Annotated in this window: 22 protein-coding genes; 17 read left to right on the top strand and 5 right to left on the bottom strand. The window is 65.4% G+C overall.

Translation table 11 applies throughout. The features are described from left to right. Positions 1 to 131: 131 nt before the first annotated feature. Both LY284_RS21685 and LY284_RS21690 read left to right on the top strand, forming a co-directional pair. On the top strand, positions 132 to 320 hold the full coding sequence (locus tag LY284_RS21685) for a DUF2970 domain-containing protein (RefSeq protein ID WP_014251116.1): 189 nt from the start codon (positions 132 to 134) through the stop codon (positions 318 to 320). A gap of 70 nt (positions 321 to 390) precedes the next feature. Continuing rightward, a complete protein-coding gene (locus tag LY284_RS21690; RefSeq protein ID WP_233387948.1) occupies positions 391 to 1,374 on the top strand; it encodes a 2-dehydropantoate 2-reductase in 984 nt (327 codons plus the stop codon). Between the two features lie 7 nt (positions 1,375 to 1,381). On the opposite strand, the gene LY284_RS21695 is transcribed toward LY284_RS21690, so the two are convergent. Next, positions 1,382 to 2,587, bottom strand: coding sequence for an NAD(P)/FAD-dependent oxidoreductase (locus LY284_RS21695; protein WP_045454724.1), 1,206 nt, complete (start codon positions 2,585 to 2,587; stop codon positions 1,382 to 1,384). A gap of 251 nt (positions 2,588 to 2,838) precedes the next feature. Here LY284_RS21695 and LY284_RS21700 point away from each other — a divergent pair, with 251 nt between their 5' ends. Both LY284_RS21700 and LY284_RS21705 read left to right on the top strand, forming a co-directional pair. Next, the gene (locus tag LY284_RS21700; RefSeq protein WP_014251113.1) at positions 2,839 to 3,219 is read left to right on the top strand and encodes a nucleotide pyrophosphohydrolase; all 381 of its coding nucleotides are present in this window, start codon (positions 2,839 to 2,841) and stop codon (positions 3,217 to 3,219) included. A gap of 52 nt (positions 3,220 to 3,271) precedes the next feature. After that, positions 3,272 to 4,453 carry an acyl-CoA dehydrogenase family protein gene (locus tag LY284_RS21705; RefSeq protein ID WP_233387949.1) on the top strand — a complete coding sequence of 394 codons (1,182 nt, stop codon included), beginning with the start codon at positions 3,272 to 3,274 and terminating at the stop codon, positions 4,451 to 4,453. A gap of 21 nt (positions 4,454 to 4,474) precedes the next feature. Here LY284_RS21705 and LY284_RS21710 read toward each other — a convergent pair whose 3' ends face one another. Next, a complete protein-coding gene (locus tag LY284_RS21710; protein ID WP_053569593.1) occupies positions 4,475 to 4,726 on the bottom strand; it encodes a DUF4148 domain-containing protein in 252 nt (83 codons plus the stop codon). 201 nt (positions 4,727 to 4,927) lie between these two features. Between LY284_RS21710 and LY284_RS21715 the strand changes: the two genes are divergently transcribed. The 5 genes from LY284_RS21715 (at position 4,928) to LY284_RS21735 (ending at position 8,857) form a co-directional block, all read left to right on the top strand. After that, on the top strand, positions 4,928 to 5,965 hold the full coding sequence (locus LY284_RS21715; RefSeq protein ID WP_233387950.1) for a M14 family zinc carboxypeptidase: 1,038 nt from the start codon (positions 4,928 to 4,930) through the stop codon (positions 5,963 to 5,965). Continuing rightward, positions 5,962 to 6,765: an alpha/beta fold hydrolase gene (locus LY284_RS21720; protein ID WP_233387951.1), complete on the top strand. Its 804-nt coding sequence runs from the start codon at positions 5,962 to 5,964 to the stop codon at positions 6,763 to 6,765. The genes LY284_RS21715 and LY284_RS21720 overlap by 4 nt, the downstream gene beginning before the upstream one ends. A 25-nt stretch (positions 6,766 to 6,790) precedes the next feature. Next, the gene (locus LY284_RS21725; RefSeq protein ID WP_233387952.1) at positions 6,791 to 7,297 is read left to right on the top strand and encodes a cupin domain-containing protein; all 507 of its coding nucleotides are present in this window, start codon (positions 6,791 to 6,793) and stop codon (positions 7,295 to 7,297) included. Between the two features lie 287 nt (positions 7,298 to 7,584). After that, positions 7,585 to 7,824: a DUF3622 domain-containing protein gene (locus tag LY284_RS21730; RefSeq protein ID WP_014251107.1), complete on the top strand. Its 240-nt coding sequence runs from the start codon at positions 7,585 to 7,587 to the stop codon at positions 7,822 to 7,824. A 139-nt stretch (positions 7,825 to 7,963) separates the two neighbouring features. Beyond that, entirely contained in the window at positions 7,964 to 8,857 is an 894-nt protein-coding gene (locus LY284_RS21735) for a GNAT family N-acetyltransferase (protein WP_233387953.1), read from the top strand. Between the two features lie 26 nt (positions 8,858 to 8,883). Here the strand turns inward: LY284_RS21735 and LY284_RS21740 are convergent, their stop codons facing one another. Continuing rightward, entirely contained in the window at positions 8,884 to 9,078 is a 195-nt protein-coding gene (locus LY284_RS21740; protein ID WP_014251105.1) for a DUF1059 domain-containing protein, read from the bottom strand. A 125-nt stretch (positions 9,079 to 9,203) separates the two neighbouring features. Between LY284_RS21740 and nthA the strand changes: the two genes are divergently transcribed. Genes nthA through LY284_RS21765 form a run of 5 tightly spaced genes read left to right on the top strand, consistent with a single transcriptional unit; the run spans position 9,204 to position 12,420 of the window. Then, complete coding sequence (nthA, locus tag LY284_RS21745; protein WP_233387954.1) at positions 9,204 to 9,863, top strand: nitrile hydratase subunit alpha; 660 nt, start codon at positions 9,204 to 9,206, stop codon at positions 9,861 to 9,863. Continuing rightward, the gene (gene nthB, locus LY284_RS21750) at positions 9,860 to 10,522 is read left to right on the top strand and encodes a nitrile hydratase subunit beta (protein ID WP_233387955.1); all 663 of its coding nucleotides are present in this window, start codon (positions 9,860 to 9,862) and stop codon (positions 10,520 to 10,522) included. Before nthA ends, nthB begins: the two co-directional genes overlap by 4 nt. Continuing rightward, positions 10,519 to 11,316, top strand: a complete 798-nt coding sequence (locus LY284_RS21755; protein ID WP_233387956.1) for a nitrile hydratase accessory protein — start codon at positions 10,519 to 10,521, stop codon at positions 11,314 to 11,316. Before nthB ends, LY284_RS21755 begins: the two co-directional genes overlap by 4 nt. Before the next feature lie 22 nt (positions 11,317 to 11,338). Beyond that, the gene (locus LY284_RS21760) at positions 11,339 to 11,725 is read left to right on the top strand and encodes a tautomerase family protein (RefSeq protein ID WP_014251101.1); all 387 of its coding nucleotides are present in this window, start codon (positions 11,339 to 11,341) and stop codon (positions 11,723 to 11,725) included. Beyond that, the gene (locus LY284_RS21765) at positions 11,722 to 12,420 is read left to right on the top strand and encodes a 4'-phosphopantetheinyl transferase superfamily protein (protein WP_233387957.1); all 699 of its coding nucleotides are present in this window, start codon (positions 11,722 to 11,724) and stop codon (positions 12,418 to 12,420) included. The genes LY284_RS21760 and LY284_RS21765 overlap by 4 nt, the downstream gene beginning before the upstream one ends. 7 nt (positions 12,421 to 12,427) lie before the next feature. Here the strand turns inward: LY284_RS21765 and LY284_RS21770 are convergent, their stop codons facing one another. After that, on the bottom strand, positions 12,428 to 12,934 hold the full coding sequence (locus tag LY284_RS21770; RefSeq protein ID WP_014251099.1) for a M48 family metallopeptidase: 507 nt from the start codon (positions 12,932 to 12,934) through the stop codon (positions 12,428 to 12,430). A 261-nt stretch (positions 12,935 to 13,195) separates the two neighbouring features. Between LY284_RS21770 and LY284_RS21775 the strand changes: the two genes are divergently transcribed. After that, entirely contained in the window at positions 13,196 to 13,711 is a 516-nt protein-coding gene (locus LY284_RS21775) for a metal-dependent hydrolase (RefSeq protein ID WP_014251098.1), read from the top strand. 28 nt (positions 13,712 to 13,739) lie between these two features. Then, on the top strand, positions 13,740 to 14,234 hold the full coding sequence (locus LY284_RS21780; RefSeq protein WP_233387958.1) for an LEA type 2 family protein: 495 nt from the start codon (positions 13,740 to 13,742) through the stop codon (positions 14,232 to 14,234). Here the strand turns inward: LY284_RS21780 and LY284_RS21785 are convergent. Further along, a complete protein-coding gene (locus LY284_RS21785; protein ID WP_082378106.1) occupies positions 14,228 to 14,638 on the bottom strand; it encodes a cupin domain-containing protein in 411 nt (136 codons plus the stop codon). The two genes, LY284_RS21780 and LY284_RS21785, sit on opposite strands and share 7 nt — an antisense overlap. A 214-nt stretch (positions 14,639 to 14,852) precedes the next feature. Between LY284_RS21785 and LY284_RS21790 the strand changes: the two genes are divergently transcribed. Further along, on the top strand, positions 14,853 to 19,718 hold the full coding sequence (locus tag LY284_RS21790; protein WP_233387959.1) for an NAD-glutamate dehydrogenase: 4,866 nt from the start codon (positions 14,853 to 14,855) through the stop codon (positions 19,716 to 19,718). Positions 19,719 to 19,804: the final 86 nt, after the last annotated feature.

Below are 19,804 nucleotides of genomic sequence, written 5' to 3' on the forward strand. Positions count from 1 at the left end.
TGCGATGAATTTCACGGCAGCAGTGCGCCGCGCGCCCGAATCTGCTACCGCCGAAAACCCCGCAACTGCTGCTGTTTTTCGCGCGCGGGCCGGCTCATCATGAACCCGTGAAAGAACAACCGGAGCCGGTCATGGAACTCTTGAAGATGATGCGCATCGTGCTGTGGAGCTTTTTCGGCGTGCGCAAGCGCGCGTCGCACAACGCCGACTTCGCGCAGGTGAAGTTGCCGATGTTGCCGGTCGTCGCGGTGATACTCGCCGCGACGTTCGGGCTCACGCTGCTGACGGTCGCGAAGTTCGCCACGGGCATCGCGCACTGATTTGCCGGCGCGCGCCGCATCCCGCTCTTACAATGGCGAACGGATGATTGCCACGAGCGAGGATCGGACGATGAAAGTAGGCATCTATGGCGCGGGCGCGATCGGCGGCTGGATCGGCGTGAAGCTCGCGCAGGCAGGTTGCGATGTGAGCGTGGTCGCCCGCGGCGCCACACTCGATGCGTTGAGGCAAGAGGGATTGCGCCTCGTCGAGAAAGACGCGGCGCATACGGTGAAAGTCGCGGCAAGCGCCAATCCCGCCGATCTCGGCGTGCAGGATCTCGTCGTGGTGGCGGTGAAGGCGCCCGCGATGGAATCGGTCGCCGCGCATGTCGCGCCCTTGCTTTCGCGCGACACCGTCGTGCTGACCGCGATGAACGGCGTGCCCTGGTGGTTCTGCGACGGGCTCGGCGAGCCGTTCGCGGGCAAGCGCCTGTCGTCGGTCGATCCGCACGGCGCGATCGCCGCCGCGATCCCCAGCGCCCAGACGATCGGCTGCGTCGTGCATGCGAGCTGCTTCGTCGAAGCGCCGGGCGTGATACGTCATCATCAGGGCAAGGGCCTGATTCTCGGCGAAGCCACCGGCGCGCCGAATGCACGCACGGAATCGCTCGTCACGCTCTTCTCGATGGCGGGCTTCGACGTCACCCTTTCGCGGCAAATCCAGCGCGACGTCTGGTTCAAGCTGTGGGGCAACATGACGATGAACCCCATCAGCGCGATCACCGGCGCCACCACCGACCGCATTCTCGGCGACGATCTCGTGCGCGGCTTCGTCACCGGCGTGATGCTGGAAGCGAAGGAAATCGGCGCGCGCTTCGGCATTCCCATCGAGCAGGAGCCGGAAGACCGCCATGCCGTGACGCTCAAGCTGGGCGCCATGAAAACGTCGATGCTGCAGGACGTGCAGGCGGGCAAGGCGGTCGAGCTCGATGCGCTGGTCGCGTCGGTGCGCGAACTGGGCGCGATGACCGGCGTGCCCACGCCGTACACCGACGCGCTGCTCGGCCTCGCGCGCCTGCACGCGCGCACGCTGGGGCTTTATCCCCCAGCGTGACGCCCTTTTACGCGACGACGATACGCAGCGGGTCCGCAGCCGCGAACGCTTCGGCCCGCTCCGCGCTCGGCGGATAGATCCATTCCGTGTTGATGCGCGTCTTCAGTTCTTTCGCCTGCGCGCCCGACATCTTCACTTCGCGTTCCCAGCCTTCCGTATACACCGCGCCCCACGGGCCGAGATCGAGACACGTCACGTATTTCGGCTGGCTGTACGGGATCGGCGCTTCACCGAGCAAATCCGCCGCGACGTTGTGGCCCGCCGAGCGGCCGAGGTTCATCGCGTGCTGGCAGGACATCATCGCGTGGTTGCCTTCGTCGTCGGTGGCCGCGTAGGCGACATCGCCCGTCGCGTAGACCGTATCGACGCCCAGCACGCGCAGATTGCGATCCACGTGCAGGCGGCCCAGCGCGTCGCGTTCGGCGGGAATCTGCGTGGTCAGCGTGCTCGCGCGCACGCCCGCCGTCCAGATCACCGTACTCGCTTCGATCCGCTCGCCGTCCGACGTGGTTAGGCCGTTCGCATCCACCGACGCCACGCCCGCGCCGAGCCGCCATTGCACGCCGAGCGACTGCAGCGCTTCGACGATGACCGGGCGCGGACCGGCGCCGAGTTCCTTCCCGATCACCGCATTGCGATCGATGATGATGACGCGCACCTCGGCGTCCTCGCCGAGCGCCGCGCGTAGCCGCGCCGGCATTTCCGCAGCCGTTTCGATCCCCGTGAATCCGCCGCCCGCGACGACGACGGTGTTGCGCGCGGGCGTGTCCGGCTGCGCCGCGAGCCGCTTGATATGCGCTTCGAGCGCGGCGGCTTCGTCGACCTGATCGACGCTGAACGCGTGTTGCGCAAGCCCCGGAATCTGCGGACGGAAGAGGCGGCTGCCCGTCGCCAGAACGAGACGGTCGTAGTTCATCGTCGAACGCGAGCCGTTGCCGCCGACCACTTCGACCTGACTGCGCTCGACGTCGATGCGCTCGACCTTGCCCTGCACGAACCCGACGCCCGTGGAGGCGAAGATGTCCAGAAGCGGCGCCTTCATGCCCGCGGCGTTTTCTTCATAGAGACGCGGACGCACGTGCAGATGCGGCTCCGGCGCGATCAGCAAGACTTCGATATCCGTCCTGCCGTGCTGATCGATGAGACGCGCGGCGGAAAGGGCGCTCCACATGCCGGCAAAGCCGGCTCCGATTACCAGAATGCGCTTGGACATTTCGATGCTCCTTGGGATTCGATGTTGGGTTCGCTCGATGGGCGGCTCGCCGCCGTCATCGATTAACTGCGATTCTATGAGTCGTAGATAACGAGCGCAAGATTTTTGGCGAGGCAAGCGAATGTTGTCTTGAATTCGCGTGTCTGGATAAAAATAGGTTCAACTCGGACACAGCGAAGCGTAGTTGATGCGTATCGTTGGCCGCCGCGTTAAGCTGGGCGCGGCATGCAACGAAACATCAGAGGAAGCGAATGGAGCAACAGAACCCGCAAGAAGGCGCAAGCGAGCTCGTCCAGATGCGCGACATGCTGCGCGAGTTCGTGCGCGAACGCGACTGGAGCCGCTTCCACTCGCCGAAGAATCTGGCGGCGGCGCTGTCGGTCGAGGCGAGCGAACTGCTCGAACCGTTCACGTGGCTCGCCACCGGCGACAAAACCGAACTCGATGAAGCCAAACTGCGCGCGATCCGTCACGAGATGGCGGACGTGCTCGCCTATCTCGTGATGCTCGCCGATGCGCTGGACGTCGATCTGCATCGCGCGCTCATCGAAAAGATGGCGCTGAACCGGTCGAAGTATCCGGCGCACAAGGTGAAAGGCGACGCGCGCAAGTACACCGAATACGACGAGTAAGCGCAGGCGAGAAACGGTTAAGCTTGCCGTTCGTTTCCTTGGAGGATTGCCGATGGACTTTTCGCTCTCTGCGGAGTTGACCGATCTTCAGGCGCGCGTGCGCGCTTTCATCGCGGAAGAAATCGTGCCGCTCGAACGCGATCCGCGCTGCACGCCGCACGGGCCGAACGAGGCGCTGCGCGCCGAACTGATCGCGAAAGGCCGCAAGGCCGGGCTGTTGTCGAGCCATGTCTCGCCGGAGTTCGGCGGCCTCGGCCTGAATCACGTCGCGAAGGCCATTCTGTTCGAGGAGGCGGGTTATTCGCCGCTCGGTCCCGTCGCGTTGAATATCGCCGCGCCGGACGAAGGCAACATGCATCTGCTCGAAGCGGTCGCCACGCCCGAACAGAAGGAACGCTGGCTGCGCCCGCTCGCGGCGGGCGCGATCCGCTCGTGTTTCTGCATGACCGAGCCGCCGCCGGGCGCGGGCGCCGACCCCGCGATGCTGCAAACCACCGCGACGCAAGACGGCGACGACTACGTGATCGACGGCCGCAAATGGTTCATCACCGGCGCGGAAGGCGCAGCGGTCGCGATCATCATGGCGAAATTCGCGGACGGCCCCGCGACCATGTTCCTCGCGGATATGTCGAGCGCGGGCATCGTGATCGAGCGCGCGATGGATTCGCTCGACACCTGCTTTCCCGGCGGTCACGGCGTCGTGCGCTTCGAGGGCTTGCGCGTGCCGAAAGAGAACGTGCTGGGCGAGCCGGGCGAAGGCTTTCGCTACGCGCAGGTGCGGCTTTCGCCCGCGCGTCTCACGCACTGCATGCGCTGGCTCGGCGCGGCGCGGCGCGCTCACGATGTCGCGACGGCGCACGCGCGGCAGCGTCACGCGTTCGGCAAGGCGTTAGGCGAGCATGAGGGCGTCGGCTTCATGCTCGCGGATAACGAAATGGACCTGCACGTGACGCGCCTCGCCATCTGGCATTGCGCGTGGGTGCTGGATCAGGGCGTGCTCGGCAAGCACGAGTCGAGCGTCGCGAAGGTGGTGTCGTCGGAGGCGCTATGGCGCGTCGTCGACCGCTCGGTGCAGGTTCTGGGGGGACAGGGCGTCACGCATGAAACCGTCGTCGCGCGGATTTTCGCGGACATGCGCGCCTTCCGGATCTACGACGGTCCGTCGGAAGTGCATCGCTGGAGCATCGCGCGGCGCATTCTGCGCGGGCCGAAACCGCGCGCCGAATCCGCCTGACGAATTCGCCGGCGAGCCGCCTTATTGCACGATGGTATTTCCCTGCGCCTGCCGCTGCGCGATGATGCGGCTTGCGCGCATGGCGTTGTCGGGATAGTTGAGCCAGTCGTTCGGATCGTAGCCGACCGAGCGCCACAGCAGGAATTCCTGCCGGACCTGCGCGCGCGTCTTGGGCGCGTTCGGGTCGCTCGTCTGTGCCTGCGGTTGCGCGAATGCAGATGCGGCGCAGCATAGTGCCAGCGCGCCGAGAACGATGCGGGAAGCGGATGTCATGACGATTACCTCATACCGTGCAGCACGGTCATACTCATTCTAGGTGACAGAACGCGAAAGAGCAGAAGACGTTCGCACATGTGCCCGCATACCGCATTCCCCGTCCTATACTCGGTGGCTTCGGGCGGGATGCCGGCACGGCGCAGAACCATTGGCCTGAGATAAGTCACGAAAAAGAAACCACGATAAACAGGCGCAGTCATGAGCACGTCGGGCGTTGCCGTCACGAGCAGTTTTCCGGAGATGGATGAACTGAACGCGATTCGCGTCGCGGGCGGCGCGCGTTTCGCGTGGCGCACGATCGGCGAAGTGCGCGCGCAACAGCATACGTTTCCGCTTCTGAGCGCATCGATCGGTTCGGACGATCCGCAGGCGCCCGCCATCGGTTTTTTCGGCGGCGTTCATGGACTCGAATGCATCGGCACGCAACTCGTGCTCGAATACATGCGCGCGCTGTTGCGCCGGCTCGAATGGGACGACACGCTGCATCATCAATTGAGCGCGATCCGGCTCATCTTCATGCCGATCGTCAATCCCGGCGGCATGTTCGCGCGCACGCGCGCGAATCCGAACGGTGTCGATCTGATGCGCAACGCGCCGCAAAGCGCCGAAGGGCGCGTGCCGTTTCTCGCGGGCGGCCAGCGCATCGGGCCGTGGCTGCCGTGGTATCGCGGCGCGGCGGACGGCCGCATGGAGGTCGAAAGCGCGGCGCTCCTGTCGCTCGTCGAAGAGCAGTTGATGTCGCGGCCGCTCAGCTTCGCGCTCGACTGCCATTCGGGCTTCGGCTGGGACGACAGCATCTGGTTTCCCTACGCGCGCACCGAGCGGCAAATGGCGCATCTGCCCGAAATGTTTCTGCTGAAGACGATGTTCGAGGAGTCGTATCCGCATCACGGTTACGCGTTCGAGCCGCAGAGTCATCAATATCTGCTGCACGGCGACTTGTGGGACTTCGCGTACGACCGCTCGCGCCCGCCCAACATTTTTCTGCCGATGACGCTCGAACTCGGCTCCTGGCGCTGGATTCGCAAGAACCCGATGCAAGTGTTCTCGCGGCTGGGCATTTTCAATCCGATCAAGGCGCATCGGACGCGGCGCGTGTTGCGGCGTCATCCGAACTATTTCGATTTCCTCACGCGCGCCGCGTTCTCTTCGCGCCGCTGGCTGCCGAGCGGCGATTTCCGCGACGAAGTGATGCGCCGCGCGCGCGAACACTGGCAGGGCACGGGCGTGTCATGAGTCAGTGGATTCTCTTGCGCGGACTCACGCGCGAAGCGGAGCACTGGGGCGCGTTCGAGACGGCGCTGGCCGCGCACGGGCTTATCGGCGCGGGCGAGCGGGCGGTGTGCATCGATCTGCCGGGCAACGGCGTGGAACATGCGCAGGAAGCGCCGTCGTCCGTCGAAGCGATGACCGATTTCGTGCGCGCACGCGCCGCCGCCCTGAATGTGCGCGCGCCGTACCGCGTCATCGCGATGTCGCTCGGCGCGATGGCCGCGACCGCGTGGGCGCAGCGGCATCCCGGAGAGATCGAGCGGCTCGTGCTGATCAATACGAGCATGCGTCCGTTTGCGCGCGTCCATGAGCGACTGCGCCCCGCGTCATGGCCCACGCTCGTTCGCATCGCGATGAACTGGTCGAAACCCGAACGATGCGAAGCGCTGATTCATCGCCTGACATGCAATCGAAGCGATGCGTTCGACGCGGACATCGCGCACTGGGCGCGGCTGCGGCGCGCGCGCGGTGCGAGCGCGATGAACGCTGTGCGGCAACTCGCGGCGGCGGCGCGTTTTCGCGCGCGTCGCGATGCGCCGCGCTGTCCGGTGCTGCTGCTTGCGTCGGCGGCCGACAGACTCGTCGATCCGGCATGTTCCCTCCGCATTGCGCGGCAGTGGCGCGCGTCGCATGCGGTGCATCCGTCGGCCGGACACGATCTGCCGCACGACGACGCGGACTGGACGTGCCGGACCATCGCAGCATGGCTCGACGAAGATCGAGCGACGACGCGTGCGTGTGACACACGTATGACACGCGCGTGACTTCCCAACCTCACGTGAGCCGACCATGAAGCCACCGATCGTCAATCTGGACACGCTGGAACCGCAACCGCTGCCGCCGGCCTTCGCTCCGACAGGCCCGGCCGCCGAACGCTTCGCGCCGCGCATCGCGCGTATCGGCGGCATGCTCGGCGCGAAGAAGCTCGGCTACAGCCTCATCGTGCTGGAGCCGGGCAAGCGGGCATTTCCGTTTCATCACCATCGCGTGAACGAAGAGATGTCCTTCGTCGTCGAAGGCGAGGGCGAGGTGCGCATCGGCAGCGAGACGCACGCGATTCGCGCCGGCGATATCATCGCGTGCCCGCCGGGCGATTCCGAAACGGCGCATCAGATCATCAACACGAGCGAAGCAACGCTGCGCTACCTTGCGATCAGCACAATGCAAACGCCCGAAGTGGTCGAGTATCCCGATACCGGCCGGCAGGCCGTGCTCGTGGCCGACGAACCGGGTATCAAGGGACTGCGCGCCGTCTTTCGGGCAAGCGATTCGCTCGATTACTGGGAGGGCGAGTGAAACGGGCACGAACCTGACCGAATGGCGTCATTTCCGCCATCTCGCGTGTTATTGCAGGTAACAGTCACGTTTTTATTGTTAATTCTTGTGAGCCGCGTGCCTTCGACGCCACGCCTAGGGAAACCTCGTGTTGCAACGCAGCATCCCATTGCGTATGCTGTTTCTGGATGGCGGCTCGGCCGCCCGGAAGCATCGACACGAATAATCAAAACGCCGGTAAGCAAGGAGCGTTTCATTGAACGGGGGCCGGTAAGCGTTACGGGCGTCCGCTCGAAGGAGCCGCACATATGGAACTGACCACATCGTCGAAGCCGACGCTGCACGTCTTCCAGCAGGAAGGCGGGTGGCATTGGGGCATTACCGTCGAACGCGAGGCGGGCGGCGGAATGAAGGTCGTCGCGTATAGCGACGAAGGCTTCGATTCGGAGGAAGAGGCGCGCGAGGACGGCGAGCACGTGCTGCGCTCGGAAGACTGGCGCTCGCGTCAGAGTTTCAGCCGCAGCGAGCGCCGGCAAGGCTACTCCTGATTCGGGGCGGCCGCGTTCGCCCCGAGGTTTTCCCGCTGTTTCCGCAGGTTTCCGTTGTTCCCGCGCTTCGCCGCATCTTTCCCCTGCACCAAAAACGCGCGACACTGAACGCACCTTCGTTCCGACCGAGGCGCCCGACATGTCGTCCGTTCCTTGTCCCGACCGCGCCACCCCCGACGATCTGCGCTTCGGCGTGCGCCGCATGACGCCCGGCGATGCCGATATCGCGCTCGACTGGGCCGCCAGCGAAGGCTGGAACCCAGGCCTCGACGACGCACGCTCGTTCTTCGCCGCCGATCCGCACGGCTTTTTCGTCGGCACGTGGGACGGCGCGCCGATTGGTTGCATTTCGGCAGTCGCATACGGCGATGCGTTCGGCTTCATCGGTCTTTATATCGTCAGCCCGGCATGGCGCGGCAAGGGCTTCGGCATGCGCCTGTGGGAAGAGGGCATGACGTATCTCGGCGCGCGCAATATCGGGCTCGACGGCGTGCTCGCGCAACAGCCGAACTATCGGAAATCCGGCTTCGTGCTGGCGTATCGCAACGTGCGCTACGAGGGCGTCGCGTTGGCGGATGACGAACCCGTCGATGGCGTGACGATCGCCGACGCGCTAAGCGTTCCCTTCGATCGGTTGCTCGACTACGACACGCGCATGTTCGCATGCGAGCGCGCCGCGTTCCTGCGCGCGTGGCTGGCGCAACCGCAGGCGCACGCGCGTGCCTGCATCGCGATCGATGGCGACAGCGTGCGCGGCTTCGCCGTGATTCGCCGCTGTGGCACGGGCCACAAGATCGGACCGCTTTTCGCCGACGATCTGCCGACGGCCCGTGCGCTGTATCGCGCGCTGGTGTCGGGCGTGCCGGGCGAGGCCGTGTTCCTCGACGTGCCCGAGAGCAATCCCGCCGCCGTCGCGCTGGCCGTCGAACACGACATGCAGAGCGTGTTCGAAACGGCGCGCATGTACACGCGAGCGGCCCCGGATGTGCCGCTTGCGAACGTGTTCGGCGTAACGACTTTCGAACTCGGCTGAACGCGCGAAGGCGCTGCGGCCGGCGTTCAGGCCGGTGGCGCGCCGTCGTGGAACATTGTCTTCAGTTGCGCGCGCAACTCGGGCGAGTCGGTGTGCTGATGCACGCTCATCGCGTGCTGCACGGCCGCTTCCATCAGCTCGTCTTCGGTGTCGGCGGAAAGAACGATGCTGCACTTCACATCGCTCGGGCATTCGCGGCAGTCGATGTACTTGCGTGTCATGGCTTCCTCCTCGCATGAGACGCTGATCCAAGTATAGGCGTCGTACGCTCGCCCCGCGCCCGATGTTTGCACGCGCGCGCCCGCTCCGGTAACGTGTGACGTCTGTGCCACTCGCGAGCCCGCTCATGAGCCACGATCATCCGCATCATCACGAACACGAACACGAACACGAACACGAAGGCAGCGCGCTGCCGGAGATGGATCTGCGCGTGCGCGCGCTCGAATCGCTGCTGGTCGAGAAGGGGTATGTCGATCCGCAGGCGCTCGATGTCTTCATCGAAACCTACGAGCACAAGGTCGGGCCGCGCAACGGCGCGCGCGTGGTCGCGAAAGCGTGGAGCGATCCGTCGTATCGCGCATGGCTTTTCGACGACGCCACCGCCGCCATCGCATCGCTCGGCTTCACCGGACGGCAGGGCGAGCACATGGTCGCGCTCGAAAACACGGAGGACGTGCACAACATGGTGGTCTGCACGCTGTGCTCGTGCTATCCCTGGTCGGTGCTCGGCCTGCCGCCGGTCTGGTATAAGTCCGCGCCTTACCGGTCGCGCGCGGTGATCGATCCGCGCGGCGTGCTTAAGGATTTTGGCGTCGTGCTGCCGGAGCGCGTCGAGCTGCGCGTGTGGGATTCGACCGCCGAAGTGCGCTATCTCGTCGTACCGATGCGGCCCGCGGGCGCCGATCATCTCGACGAAGACGCGCTCGCGAATCTGGTCACGCGCGATTCGATGATCGGCACGGGCCTCGCGCTCGCGCCGTCGCAGCTAGCGGGAGCATCGGCATGAACGCGGCACACGACATGGGCGGCATGCAGGCATTCGGTCCCATCGAGATCGATGCGTGCGACGCGCCGGGCGCATCGCCGTTTCACGCGGAGTGGGAGCGGCGCGTGCTGGCCGTCACGCTTGCGATGGGCGCGACCGGGCAGTGGAACATCGACACGTCGCGCGCGGCGCGCGAAAGCCTGCCGCCCGCGCAGTATCTCGGCAGCAGCTATTACGAAATATGGTTCGCGGGCTTGCAGAAGCTGCTCATCGCGAAAGGCCTCGCGAATGCCGATGAAATCGCGAGCGGTCACGCGCAATCCGCCGCGAAGCCGAACGTGCGCGTGATGAAGGCGGCGGACGTGAGCGCGGCGCTCTTGCGCGGCGCGCCGGTCGATCGTCCGGCGAGCGCGCCCGCGCGCTTTGCGGTCGGCGACGCAGTCCGCACGAAGCTCATCAACCCGCCGACGCACACGCGTCTGCCGCGCTATTGCCGCGGCAAGGCGGGACACATTATCGCGGTGCGCGGCACGCATGTGTTTCCCGATGAAAACGCGCTTGGCCACGGCGAGCATCCGCACTGGCTCTACACCGTGCGTTTCGATGCGAAGGAACTGTGGGGCGCGGACACGACGGCGTCGTCGGTGTGCGTCGATTGCTGGGAGCCGTATCTCGAATGACCCGCGACGAATCGAAGCTGCACGACCTGCGCGCCGCGCTGCCCGAACTGCCTTTCGACGGCGACGGCCCCGTATTTCGCGCGCCGTGGGAAGCGCAGGCCTTCGCGATGACGCTCGCGCTGCACGAGCGCGGCGTCTTCACGTGGAAGGAATGGGCGCATGCGTTGAGCGTCGCGATCAGCGACGCGCAGGCCTCCGGCGATCCTGACCACGGCGACACGTATTACGCGCACTGGCTGAGCGCGCTGGAGCGTCTCAGCGCCGAAAAGGGCTGCGTGAGCGCGACCCTGCTCGCGCGCAGGCGCGTCGAATGGGATGAAGCCGCGCGCAGCACGCCGCACGGCGAGCCGATCGTTCTCGGTCGCAAGCGCGCGCTGCCTGAAGCGACGCTCGATGCGTATCGCGCGGCGATCTATCGAATCGATGCAACGCCGCGTATCGACATGAAGATCGGCGCGGCGAATGCGGCGGTCGTGTCCTTGCTGCTCCAGCATGACGCGGAGAGCGCGGTGTTCGTCACGGCCTTTAATCCGTTCGGCCACGTGCTCGCGCCCGAAGACAACGCGGCGCGGCAGCGCAGCCTGATCGAACGCGTAGGAGAGATGGGACTGCGCGCGCTGCCGGGCGAAGGCGTCGATCCGGTGAACATCTGGAGCGCCGAAACGAGCCTTTTCGTGCTCGGCGCGACGCCCGGCGCCGCCGATGCGCTCATGACCGCGTTCGGGCAGAACGCCGTCGTGTATGTGGATCGCGCGGGCGTGCCGGAATTGCTGCTGCATCCGGATTATCGTTGAATCAATTGACGGGGAGAATCGCATGCCGCTTGTTCGAATCGATCTGCTGAAGGGCAAGGAGAGCGCGTATCGCGCGGCCATTGGCGAGGTGGTGTACGACGCGATGCGCACGACGCTCGACGTGCCCGAGAACGATCGCTTTCAGATCATCACCGAGCATGGGGCGACGGATTTGATCCTCGATCGCACGTACCTCGGCATCAGCCGCACGGACGATTGCATCGTGATTCAGGTCACGCTCAACGAAGGCCGCGATCTCGCAAAGAAGAAGGCGTTTTATCAGGCCGTCGCGGATGGCTTGCACGAACGGCTGAAACTGCGGCGCGAGGATGTGTTCATCAGTCTCGTCGAAGTGAAGAAGGAGAACTGGTCCTTCGGCAATGGCGAGGCGCAATACGCACCCCAATGACCGAAACGACGTCCGCGTTCGACCTACACGCCATACCGCTCCCCGCCGATGCGCCCGCCGACATCCGTGTGTGGCGCATCGCCCTGGACCTGACCGCCCCAATCGACGGCGCAGCCTACGCATCGCTGAACGATCACGAACGCGCCCGCGCCGCGCGTTTCTTGCGCCACGCGGACGCCGCGCGCTTCGCCACGATGCGCTGCGCGCTGCGCCATCTGCTCGCCGCCGAGACGGGCCGCGACGCCGCGAGTCTCGTTCTCGCCGCCAGCGAAAAGGGCAGACCCTATCTCTCGCAACCCGACGCCCCCGATTTCAACGTGTCGCACTCGGGCGCATTTGGATTGATCGCGATATCGCGTGCACGACGCGTGGGCGTCGATATCGAGGAAGCGCCACCGTCCTTCCATTGGCGCGAACTCGCCCCCGCGGTTCTCGCCGAGAGCGACCGCCGCGAAATCGAAGCCCTGCCCGAAGCCGCGCGAAGCAGCGGATTTTTCGACTGCTGGACGGCGAAGGAAGCGGTGTTGAAGGCGCACGGCGACGGCATTGGCGGCGGCGTGCTAACGCTGACCGGCTTTTCCGTGCTGCCCCGCGATGGCGTCCGCTATGCGCTCACGCGCAGCGCCGGCGCGTTCGACGCCGTTTCGCTTGCCGCGCCGCCCGGCTACGCGGCGGCGCTCGCCTGGGCGCGTTGATGCGCGCTTACGCCGCCTTCGTCTTGAGCAGATCGCGATGCGTGAGATAGAGCCGCAAATCGAATTCGATCTGGTGATAACCAGGCTGCATCAACTCGCAGAGCCGATAAAACGCCTTGTTGTGATCGCTTTCCTTCAGGTGCGCGAGTTCATGCACGACGATCATCCGAAGAAACTCGGGCGCCGTGTCCTTGAAGAGCGAAGCGATTCGGATTTCCTTCTTCGCCTTGAGCTTCGCGCCCTGCACGCGCGAAATCGCGGTATGCAGACCGAGCGCGTGACGCAGCACATCGAGCTTGCTGTCGTAGAAAACCTTGTCGATGGCGGGCGCGACGCGCAGAAACTCCTGCTTCAGGTCTGAGCAATAGTCGTAAAGCGCGCGATCGGACTGGACCGCGTGCTTGCTCGGGTATCGCGCGTCGAGATAAGTGCCCAGCTGTTGCTGGGCGATCAGTCGGCGCACCTTGTCCTGAAGCGTGTTCGGGTAAGCGCTCAGGTATTTCAGGTGTTGCATGACGGCCAATTTCAGATGAATACGTTCAATGCCTGAATGCGCAGGCGGGCGTGGGGCGCTCGGATGAGCGTCCGCAGCGGGAATTGCGCAGCAATCTAGGAAACATTTTAGTCAACCGCACGCCGCCTCGCCGCCGTTGTGATCACAGAGCCTGTTTCGGCGCGCGCATTTCCGTAAGTTTATGTTTCAGCCCGGCCCCAATTGCGCACGCCATGCGAACATGCGCGCTTTCCTGACCAGGGTGACGACGCGGGTTTCTTCATGGCATCGAGCAAGGCGCATCACGCGACCGGATGGGCCGCGGGCATCATCGCGGCGGCGGTCGTCACGCATCCCGTTTCGGCGGCGCGGGCGGATTTGCTCGCGGGCGTGCTCGCGCTGCTCGCAGGCGTTGCAGGCGCAACCGCGCCGGACTGGCTCGAAGTCGCATGGTGGACGCGCGCGCGCAAGCTGTGGATCACGCATCGCACGCTCACGCACTGGGGCATCGGCTGGGCGGCGCTGCTCGCGGTCTCGTATCATTTTCTCGGGCGGCATCCGGCGGCGCCGGTCGCGTTCGGCTTCGCTTGCGGCGGCCTCATGCATCTGTTCGCGGACTGGCCCAATCCGCTCGGCGTGCCGTGGATCGCCTCGCGCCATTCGCTCAATCTGTGGACGAGCGGACATTGCGATCTGATCATCGTGGCGGCGGCGTGGGCCGCGGCGCTTTTCGTCGTCGACGATGTCTGGTTTCATCATGCCTATGGCCGCATGCTGCTGAACGCGCTGCGCATCTAGCCCGACCATCGCGAGGAGTCTCGTTCTCATGCAATCGAATCGAATGACAAAGCGCTTCTTCCTGTTCTGCGCCGCAATCTTGGCGATGCTCGCGCTCGGCGGCTGCGCGGGCTTCCTGAATCGCGACGCGATGCGCGTGACGGTCGCGGGCATCGAGCCGCTCGAAGGGCAGGGGCTGGAAATGCGCTTCGCCGTGAAGCTGCGCGTGCAGAATCCGAACGACGCGCCGATCGACTTCGACGGTGTCGCGCTCGATCTCGACCTCAACGGCCGCCCGTTCGCGAGCGGTGTGAGCGATCAGCGCGGCTCGGTGCCGCGCTTCGGCGAGTTGGTCGTCTCGGTGCCGGTCACCGTATCGGCGTTTTCGGTCGCGCTCCAGGCGCTGGGCTTCGCAACCGGCGACACGGTCAAAAAAGTGTCCTACGCCGTGCGCGGCAAGCTCGCGGGCGGCATGCTCGGCGGCGCGCGCTTTTCGGACACGGGCTACGTCGATATGCCGATGTCCGGCGCATCCGGCTACTGATCGTTTTCCCGCGGATCGTAGGGCACGACGCGGTCCGCTTCGTTCGCGTCGTTGCGGGCGACCACGGCGCGCGCCGGTTCCGTCGCGCTCAGATTGACCGGCTGATGCGGCACGCCGGGCGGAATGAAGACGAAATCGCCCGGCTCGTTGATGACCGATTCGGCCAGCCCCGGTCCATAGCGCGTCTCGATGCGTCCTTCCAGAACATAGATGCCCGTCTCGTAGCCGACATGCACGTGCGGCTCGGCCTGTCCGCCCGGCGGCACGACGACCAGATGCATCGACAGGCCGCGCGTGCCCGCCGTCTGCGCCGACAATCCGATGAAATACGGCAGACGCTGCACCGCGGTGGCGACTTCCTGCTGCGGCCGCACGGTGACGACCTTCTGCTGATCCTGCTGCATGGCGCTCTCCTTTCGGGCTTTCATCGACAATAGCCGATAGCGCGTGTCGCGCAAAGATCACACGGCGCGGCTATCTTAGCCCGACAGGCGCGCACCGCCTTTGTGCAACCGCACATGCCCGACGCGCGGCCAAAAGCCCGCTCCGGCGCATAATCTCCTTGATTCGAAGAGCGTGCCGTAACCGCATCGCAACCGAAAGCCTCGGGAGGACACCATGCTGGTCAAGAACGAAGCGCGGGTCGAACACCTCATCAAGGATCTCCTCGAATTCGCGCGAGGACGATTGCCGGAAGCGACCTACGAGGTCATCGAGCCGCTTCTTCGCTATTACTACGAGCAGGTCGACGTGGAAGACATCGCGAGCCGCGATGTCGCCGATCTCTACGGCGCCGCGATGGCGCACTGGCAGACGGCGCAGAAGTTCGCGGGCGGGCGCGAGGTGCTGCGCGTCTACAACCCGAATCTGGAGCAGCATGGCTGGCACTCGGATCATACGGTCGTCGAGATCGTGAACGACGACATGCCGTTTCTCGTCGATTCCGTGACGATGGAGCTCAATCGCTTAGGCCTCGCGCTGCATTCGGCGATTCATCCGGTGTTTCGCGTGTGGCGCGCGAGCAAGGGCGCGCATGCGGGCGAGATCGAGCGCATCGGGCAGGGCCACGCCGAAGCGGGCGACGGCGACTCGCAGCTCGAATCCTTCATCCATTTCGAAGTGGACCGCTGCAGCGACGGCGAGCGGCTCGACGAAGTGCGCGAGAACATCGCGCGCGTGCTTGGCGACGTGCGCGCGGCGGTCGAAGACTGGCCGAAAGTCACCGAGTCGGCGCGCGTCGCGATCAGCGATCTGAAAACGCGCGACACGACGCCCGACGGCATCGAGTCGCGCGCGTTCCTCGAATGGATGGTCGCGGATCATTTCACGTTCCTCGGCTGCCGCGATTACGAACTCGTGGGGCACGAAGGCGGTTTCGCGCTGCGCGGCGTGCAGGGCTCGGGGCTCGGCATTCTGCGCGAAACCTTGCGCGCGCCGTCTGCGGGCGACCTCACGCCGCTGCCGCCGGGCGCGGCCGCGATCATCGAGAGCGCGGCGCCCATCTTTCTGACGAAGGCCAATTCGCGCGCGACCGTGCATCGGCCGGGCTATCTCGACTATGTCGGCGTGAAGCGCACGTCGCCGGACGGCAAGGTGATCGGCGAGCGGCGTTTTCTCGGGCTGTACACCTCGACCGCGTATCTCGTGCCGACCTCCGAGATTCCGATCGTGCGGCGCAAGTGCGCGAACATCGTGCGGCGCGCGGGCTTTCTGGAGAAAGGGCATCTGGCGAAATCGCTCATCAGCGTGCTGGAGCAATATCCGCGCGACGAGCTGTTTCAGGCCGACGAAGACACGCTCTTCGAAATCGCGCTCGGCGTGCTGCGCCTGCAGGAACATCAGCGCACGCGGCTCTTCGTGCGGCGCGACCGCTTCGACCGTTTCGTGTCGTGCCTCGTGTTCGTGCCGCGCGACAAGTTCAACACCGACCTGCGCCGCCGCATCAGCCGCGTGCTGATGGAAGCGTTCAACGGCAAGAGCATCGAGTTCACGCCGCTGCTTTCGGAGTCGCCGCTCGCGCGCATTCATATCGTCGTGCGCGCGGAGCGCGGCGCGATGCACGAAGTCGATACGCGCGAACTCGAAACGCGCATCGTGCAGGTGGCGCGCCGCTGGCAGGACGATCTCGCCGATGCGCTCATCGACAGTCACGGCGAAGAAGCCGGCAATCGGCTGTTGCAGCGTTACGCCGATTCGTTCCCGGCGGGTTATCGCGAGGATTATCCGGCGCGCACGGCGGTGCGCGACATCGAGCTGATGGAGGCGACGCATACGCGCCCCGGCGGCCTGTCGATGAGTCTTTACCGGCCGATCGAAGCGGGCAAGCGCGCGTTTCGCTTCAAGGTGTACCGGGCGGGCGACCCGATCGCGCTGTCGCACAGCCTGCCGATGCTGGAGCACCTCGGCGTGCGTGTCGATGAAGAGCGTCCGTATCTGATCGAGCCGACGGGCGCGCCGAACGCGTGGATCCACGATTTCGGGCTGGAATTGCAGGACGATGTCGAGTTCGATATCGATCGCGTGAAGCCGCTCTTCGAGAACGCGTTCGCGGCGGTGTGGTCGGGCGAGATCGAGAACGACGACTACAACCGGCTCGTGCTGCGCGCGCAGTTCGGCTCGCGCGACGTGACGATTATGCGCGCGTACGCGAAGTATTTGCGGCAAGTCGGGTCTACGTTCAGCGACGCGTATATCGAGCGCGCGCTGATCGGCAATCCGCAGATCGCGAAGAAGCTGCTGCAGCTTTTCATGGTGCGCTTCGATCCGGCGCGCGGCGGGTCCGCGCAAGATCGCGAGCAGGCCGCCGAACGCGTGCTCGCCGATATCGAAGCGGCGCTCGATCAAGTGCCCAATCTCGACGAAGACCGCATTCTGCGGCAGTTTCTCGGCGTCATCACGGCGACGGTGCGCACGAATCATTTTCATCGCGATGCGAACGGCGAGGCGCGTCCGTATGTCTCGTTCAAGCTCGATCCGTCGAAGGTGCCGGGCCTGCCCGAGCCCAAGCCGATGTTCGAGATCTGGGTCTATGCGCCGCGCGTCGAGGGCGTGCATTTGCGCGGCGGGCGCGTCGCGCGTGGCGGGCTGCGCTGGTCGGATCGGCGCGAGGATTTCCGCACTGAAGTGCTCGGCCTCATGAAAGCGCAGATGGTGAAGAACACGGTGATCGTGCCGGTGGGATCGAAGGGCGGTTTCGTCGTGAAGAATCCGCCGCCGGTGACGGATCGCGAGGCGTTTCTCGCCGAAGGCGTCGCGTGCTATCAGATGTTCCTGCGCGGCCTGCTCGACGTGACCGACAACCGCACGCCCGAGGGCATCGTGCCGCCGCCGGATGTCGTGCGGCACGATCCGGATGACCCGTATCTCGTGGTCGCCGCCGACAAGGGCACGGCCACGTTCTCCGACTATGCGAACGCGATCGCGCACGAATACGGCTTCTGGCTCGACGACGCGTTCGCGTCGGGCGGCTCGGTCGGCTACGACCACAAGAAAATGGGCATCACCGCGCGCGGCGCATGGGAGTCGGTGAAGCGCCATTTCCGCGAAATGAACTTCGACACGCAGACGACCGATTTCACCGTGGTGGGCGTCGGCGACATGTCCGGCGACGTGTTCGGCAACGGCATGCTGCTGTCGCGTCATATCAAGCTGATCGCGGCGTTCGATCATCGGCATGTGTTTCTCGATCCGACGCCCGATACGGCGAAGAGCTTCGAGGAGCGCGCGCGGCTGTTCGCGCTGCCGCGCTCCAGTTGGGCCGATTACGACGCATCGTTGATCTCGACGGGCGGGGGCGTGTATCCGCGCACGGCGAAGTCGATTCCGATCTCGCCGCAAGTGCAGGCGGCGCTCGGCATCAGCGCGGCGGTGCTCGCGCCGAACGAGCTGATGCACGCGATTCTGCTCGCCGAAGCCGATCTGCTCTACAACGGCGGCGTGGGCACGTATGTGAAGTCGACCGCGGAGACGCATCTGCAGGTCGGCGACCGCACCAACGACGCGGTGCGCGTGAACGGCGCGGAGCTGCGCGTGAAAGTGGTCGCGGAAGGCGGCAATCTCGGCTTGACGCAACTGGGGCGCATCGAGTTCGCGCAGAAGGGCGGGCGCATCAACACGGATGCGATCGACAATTCCGCGGGCGTCGATTGCTCGGATCACGAAGTGAACATCAAGATTCTGCTGGGTCTCGTGGTCGCGGACGGCGAGATGACCGAGAAGCAGCGCAACGCCTTGCTTGCCGAAATGACCGATGAAGTCGGCCTGCTGGTGCTGAAGGACAACTACGCGCAGACGCAGGCGCTCTCGATCGCCAAGCGCCACGAAGCCGAAACGCTCGACGCCGAGGCGCGCATGATGCGCTATCTCGAACGCGCGGGGCGTCTGAAGCGGCGCATCGAGTTTCTGCCGAACGACGACGAGATCACCGAGCGCGCGGCGGCGAAGTCGGGGCTGACGTCGCCGGAACGCGCCGTCCTGCTCGCGTACGGAAAGATGTGGCTGTACGACGAACTGCTCGAATCGGACGTGCCGGAGGATGCGCTCGTCGCCGACATGCTGCCCGACTATTTCCCGAAGCCCTTGCAGCAGCGCTACAGCGAGACGATGCAGCGCCATCCGCTGAAACGCGAAATCCTCGCGACGCATCTGACCAATGCGCTCGTGAACCGCGTGGGCTGCACGTTCGTGCATCGGCTGATGGAAGAGACCGATGCGCGCCCGAGCGATATCGTGCGCGCGGCGCTGATGTCGCGCGACGTCTTCGATCTCGACGATCTGTGGCGCAGCATCGACGGGCTCGACAATATCGTCGCGGACGAAGTGCAGGCGCGCATGTTCGTGGAGGTCGTGCGTCTGCTCGACGATACGTCGCTGTGGTTCCTGCGCCATCTGAAGCACAACGGAACCGGAACGGCCGAGGCGAGGGGCCTGCTCGCGCGTTGCCGCGAGGCGGCGCAACGGCTCGCGCCGCAACTGCCCGCGCTCTTGCCCGCGACGCAACTCGACGCGTGGTATGCGCGCCGGCGCGAACTGGAGGATGCGGGCGTCGAGAGCACGCTCGCGGCGCGCGTGGCGAGCGGCGAGATCGCGACCGCGGTGCTCGACAGCGCGGAAGTGGCGGCATGCTCGGAGCGCAGCCTGGAACTCGTCGCGAGCGTGTACTTCGGCATCGGCACCTTGCTGGATTATCGCGGCATCGCCGAACGGGCGATGGCGCTGCCGATCGCGACGCACTGGGATCTGCTCGCGCGCGCCGCGGCGCTGGAGGAACTCGCGCGGCTCAAGCGCGCGCTGACGGTGAGCGCGCTGGAGCAGTCGCGCGGCATCGATGCGCCGGATGTGATCGTCGAAAGCTGGCGCGCGAAGCGGGAGGCCGCGCTCGACCGGTACACGCGTCTTCTGGCGGAATTGCGCGCGAGCGGCGGCGCGAGCTTGTCGATGCTGCTCGTGGTCGTGCGGGAGATGGCGGTGCTGGAGCGGGCCTGATCAGCGACAACCCGACTTGCCGAGACGGCGGCTGCGGATGCAGTCGCCGTTATTTTTAGGAATTTTCTTCCTCTCGAAAATTTTGA

This window comes from Caballeronia sp. PC1, assembly GCF_021353155.1.
GTDB classification, from domain to species: Bacteria; Pseudomonadota; Gammaproteobacteria; order Burkholderiales; family Burkholderiaceae; genus Caballeronia; species Caballeronia cordobensis.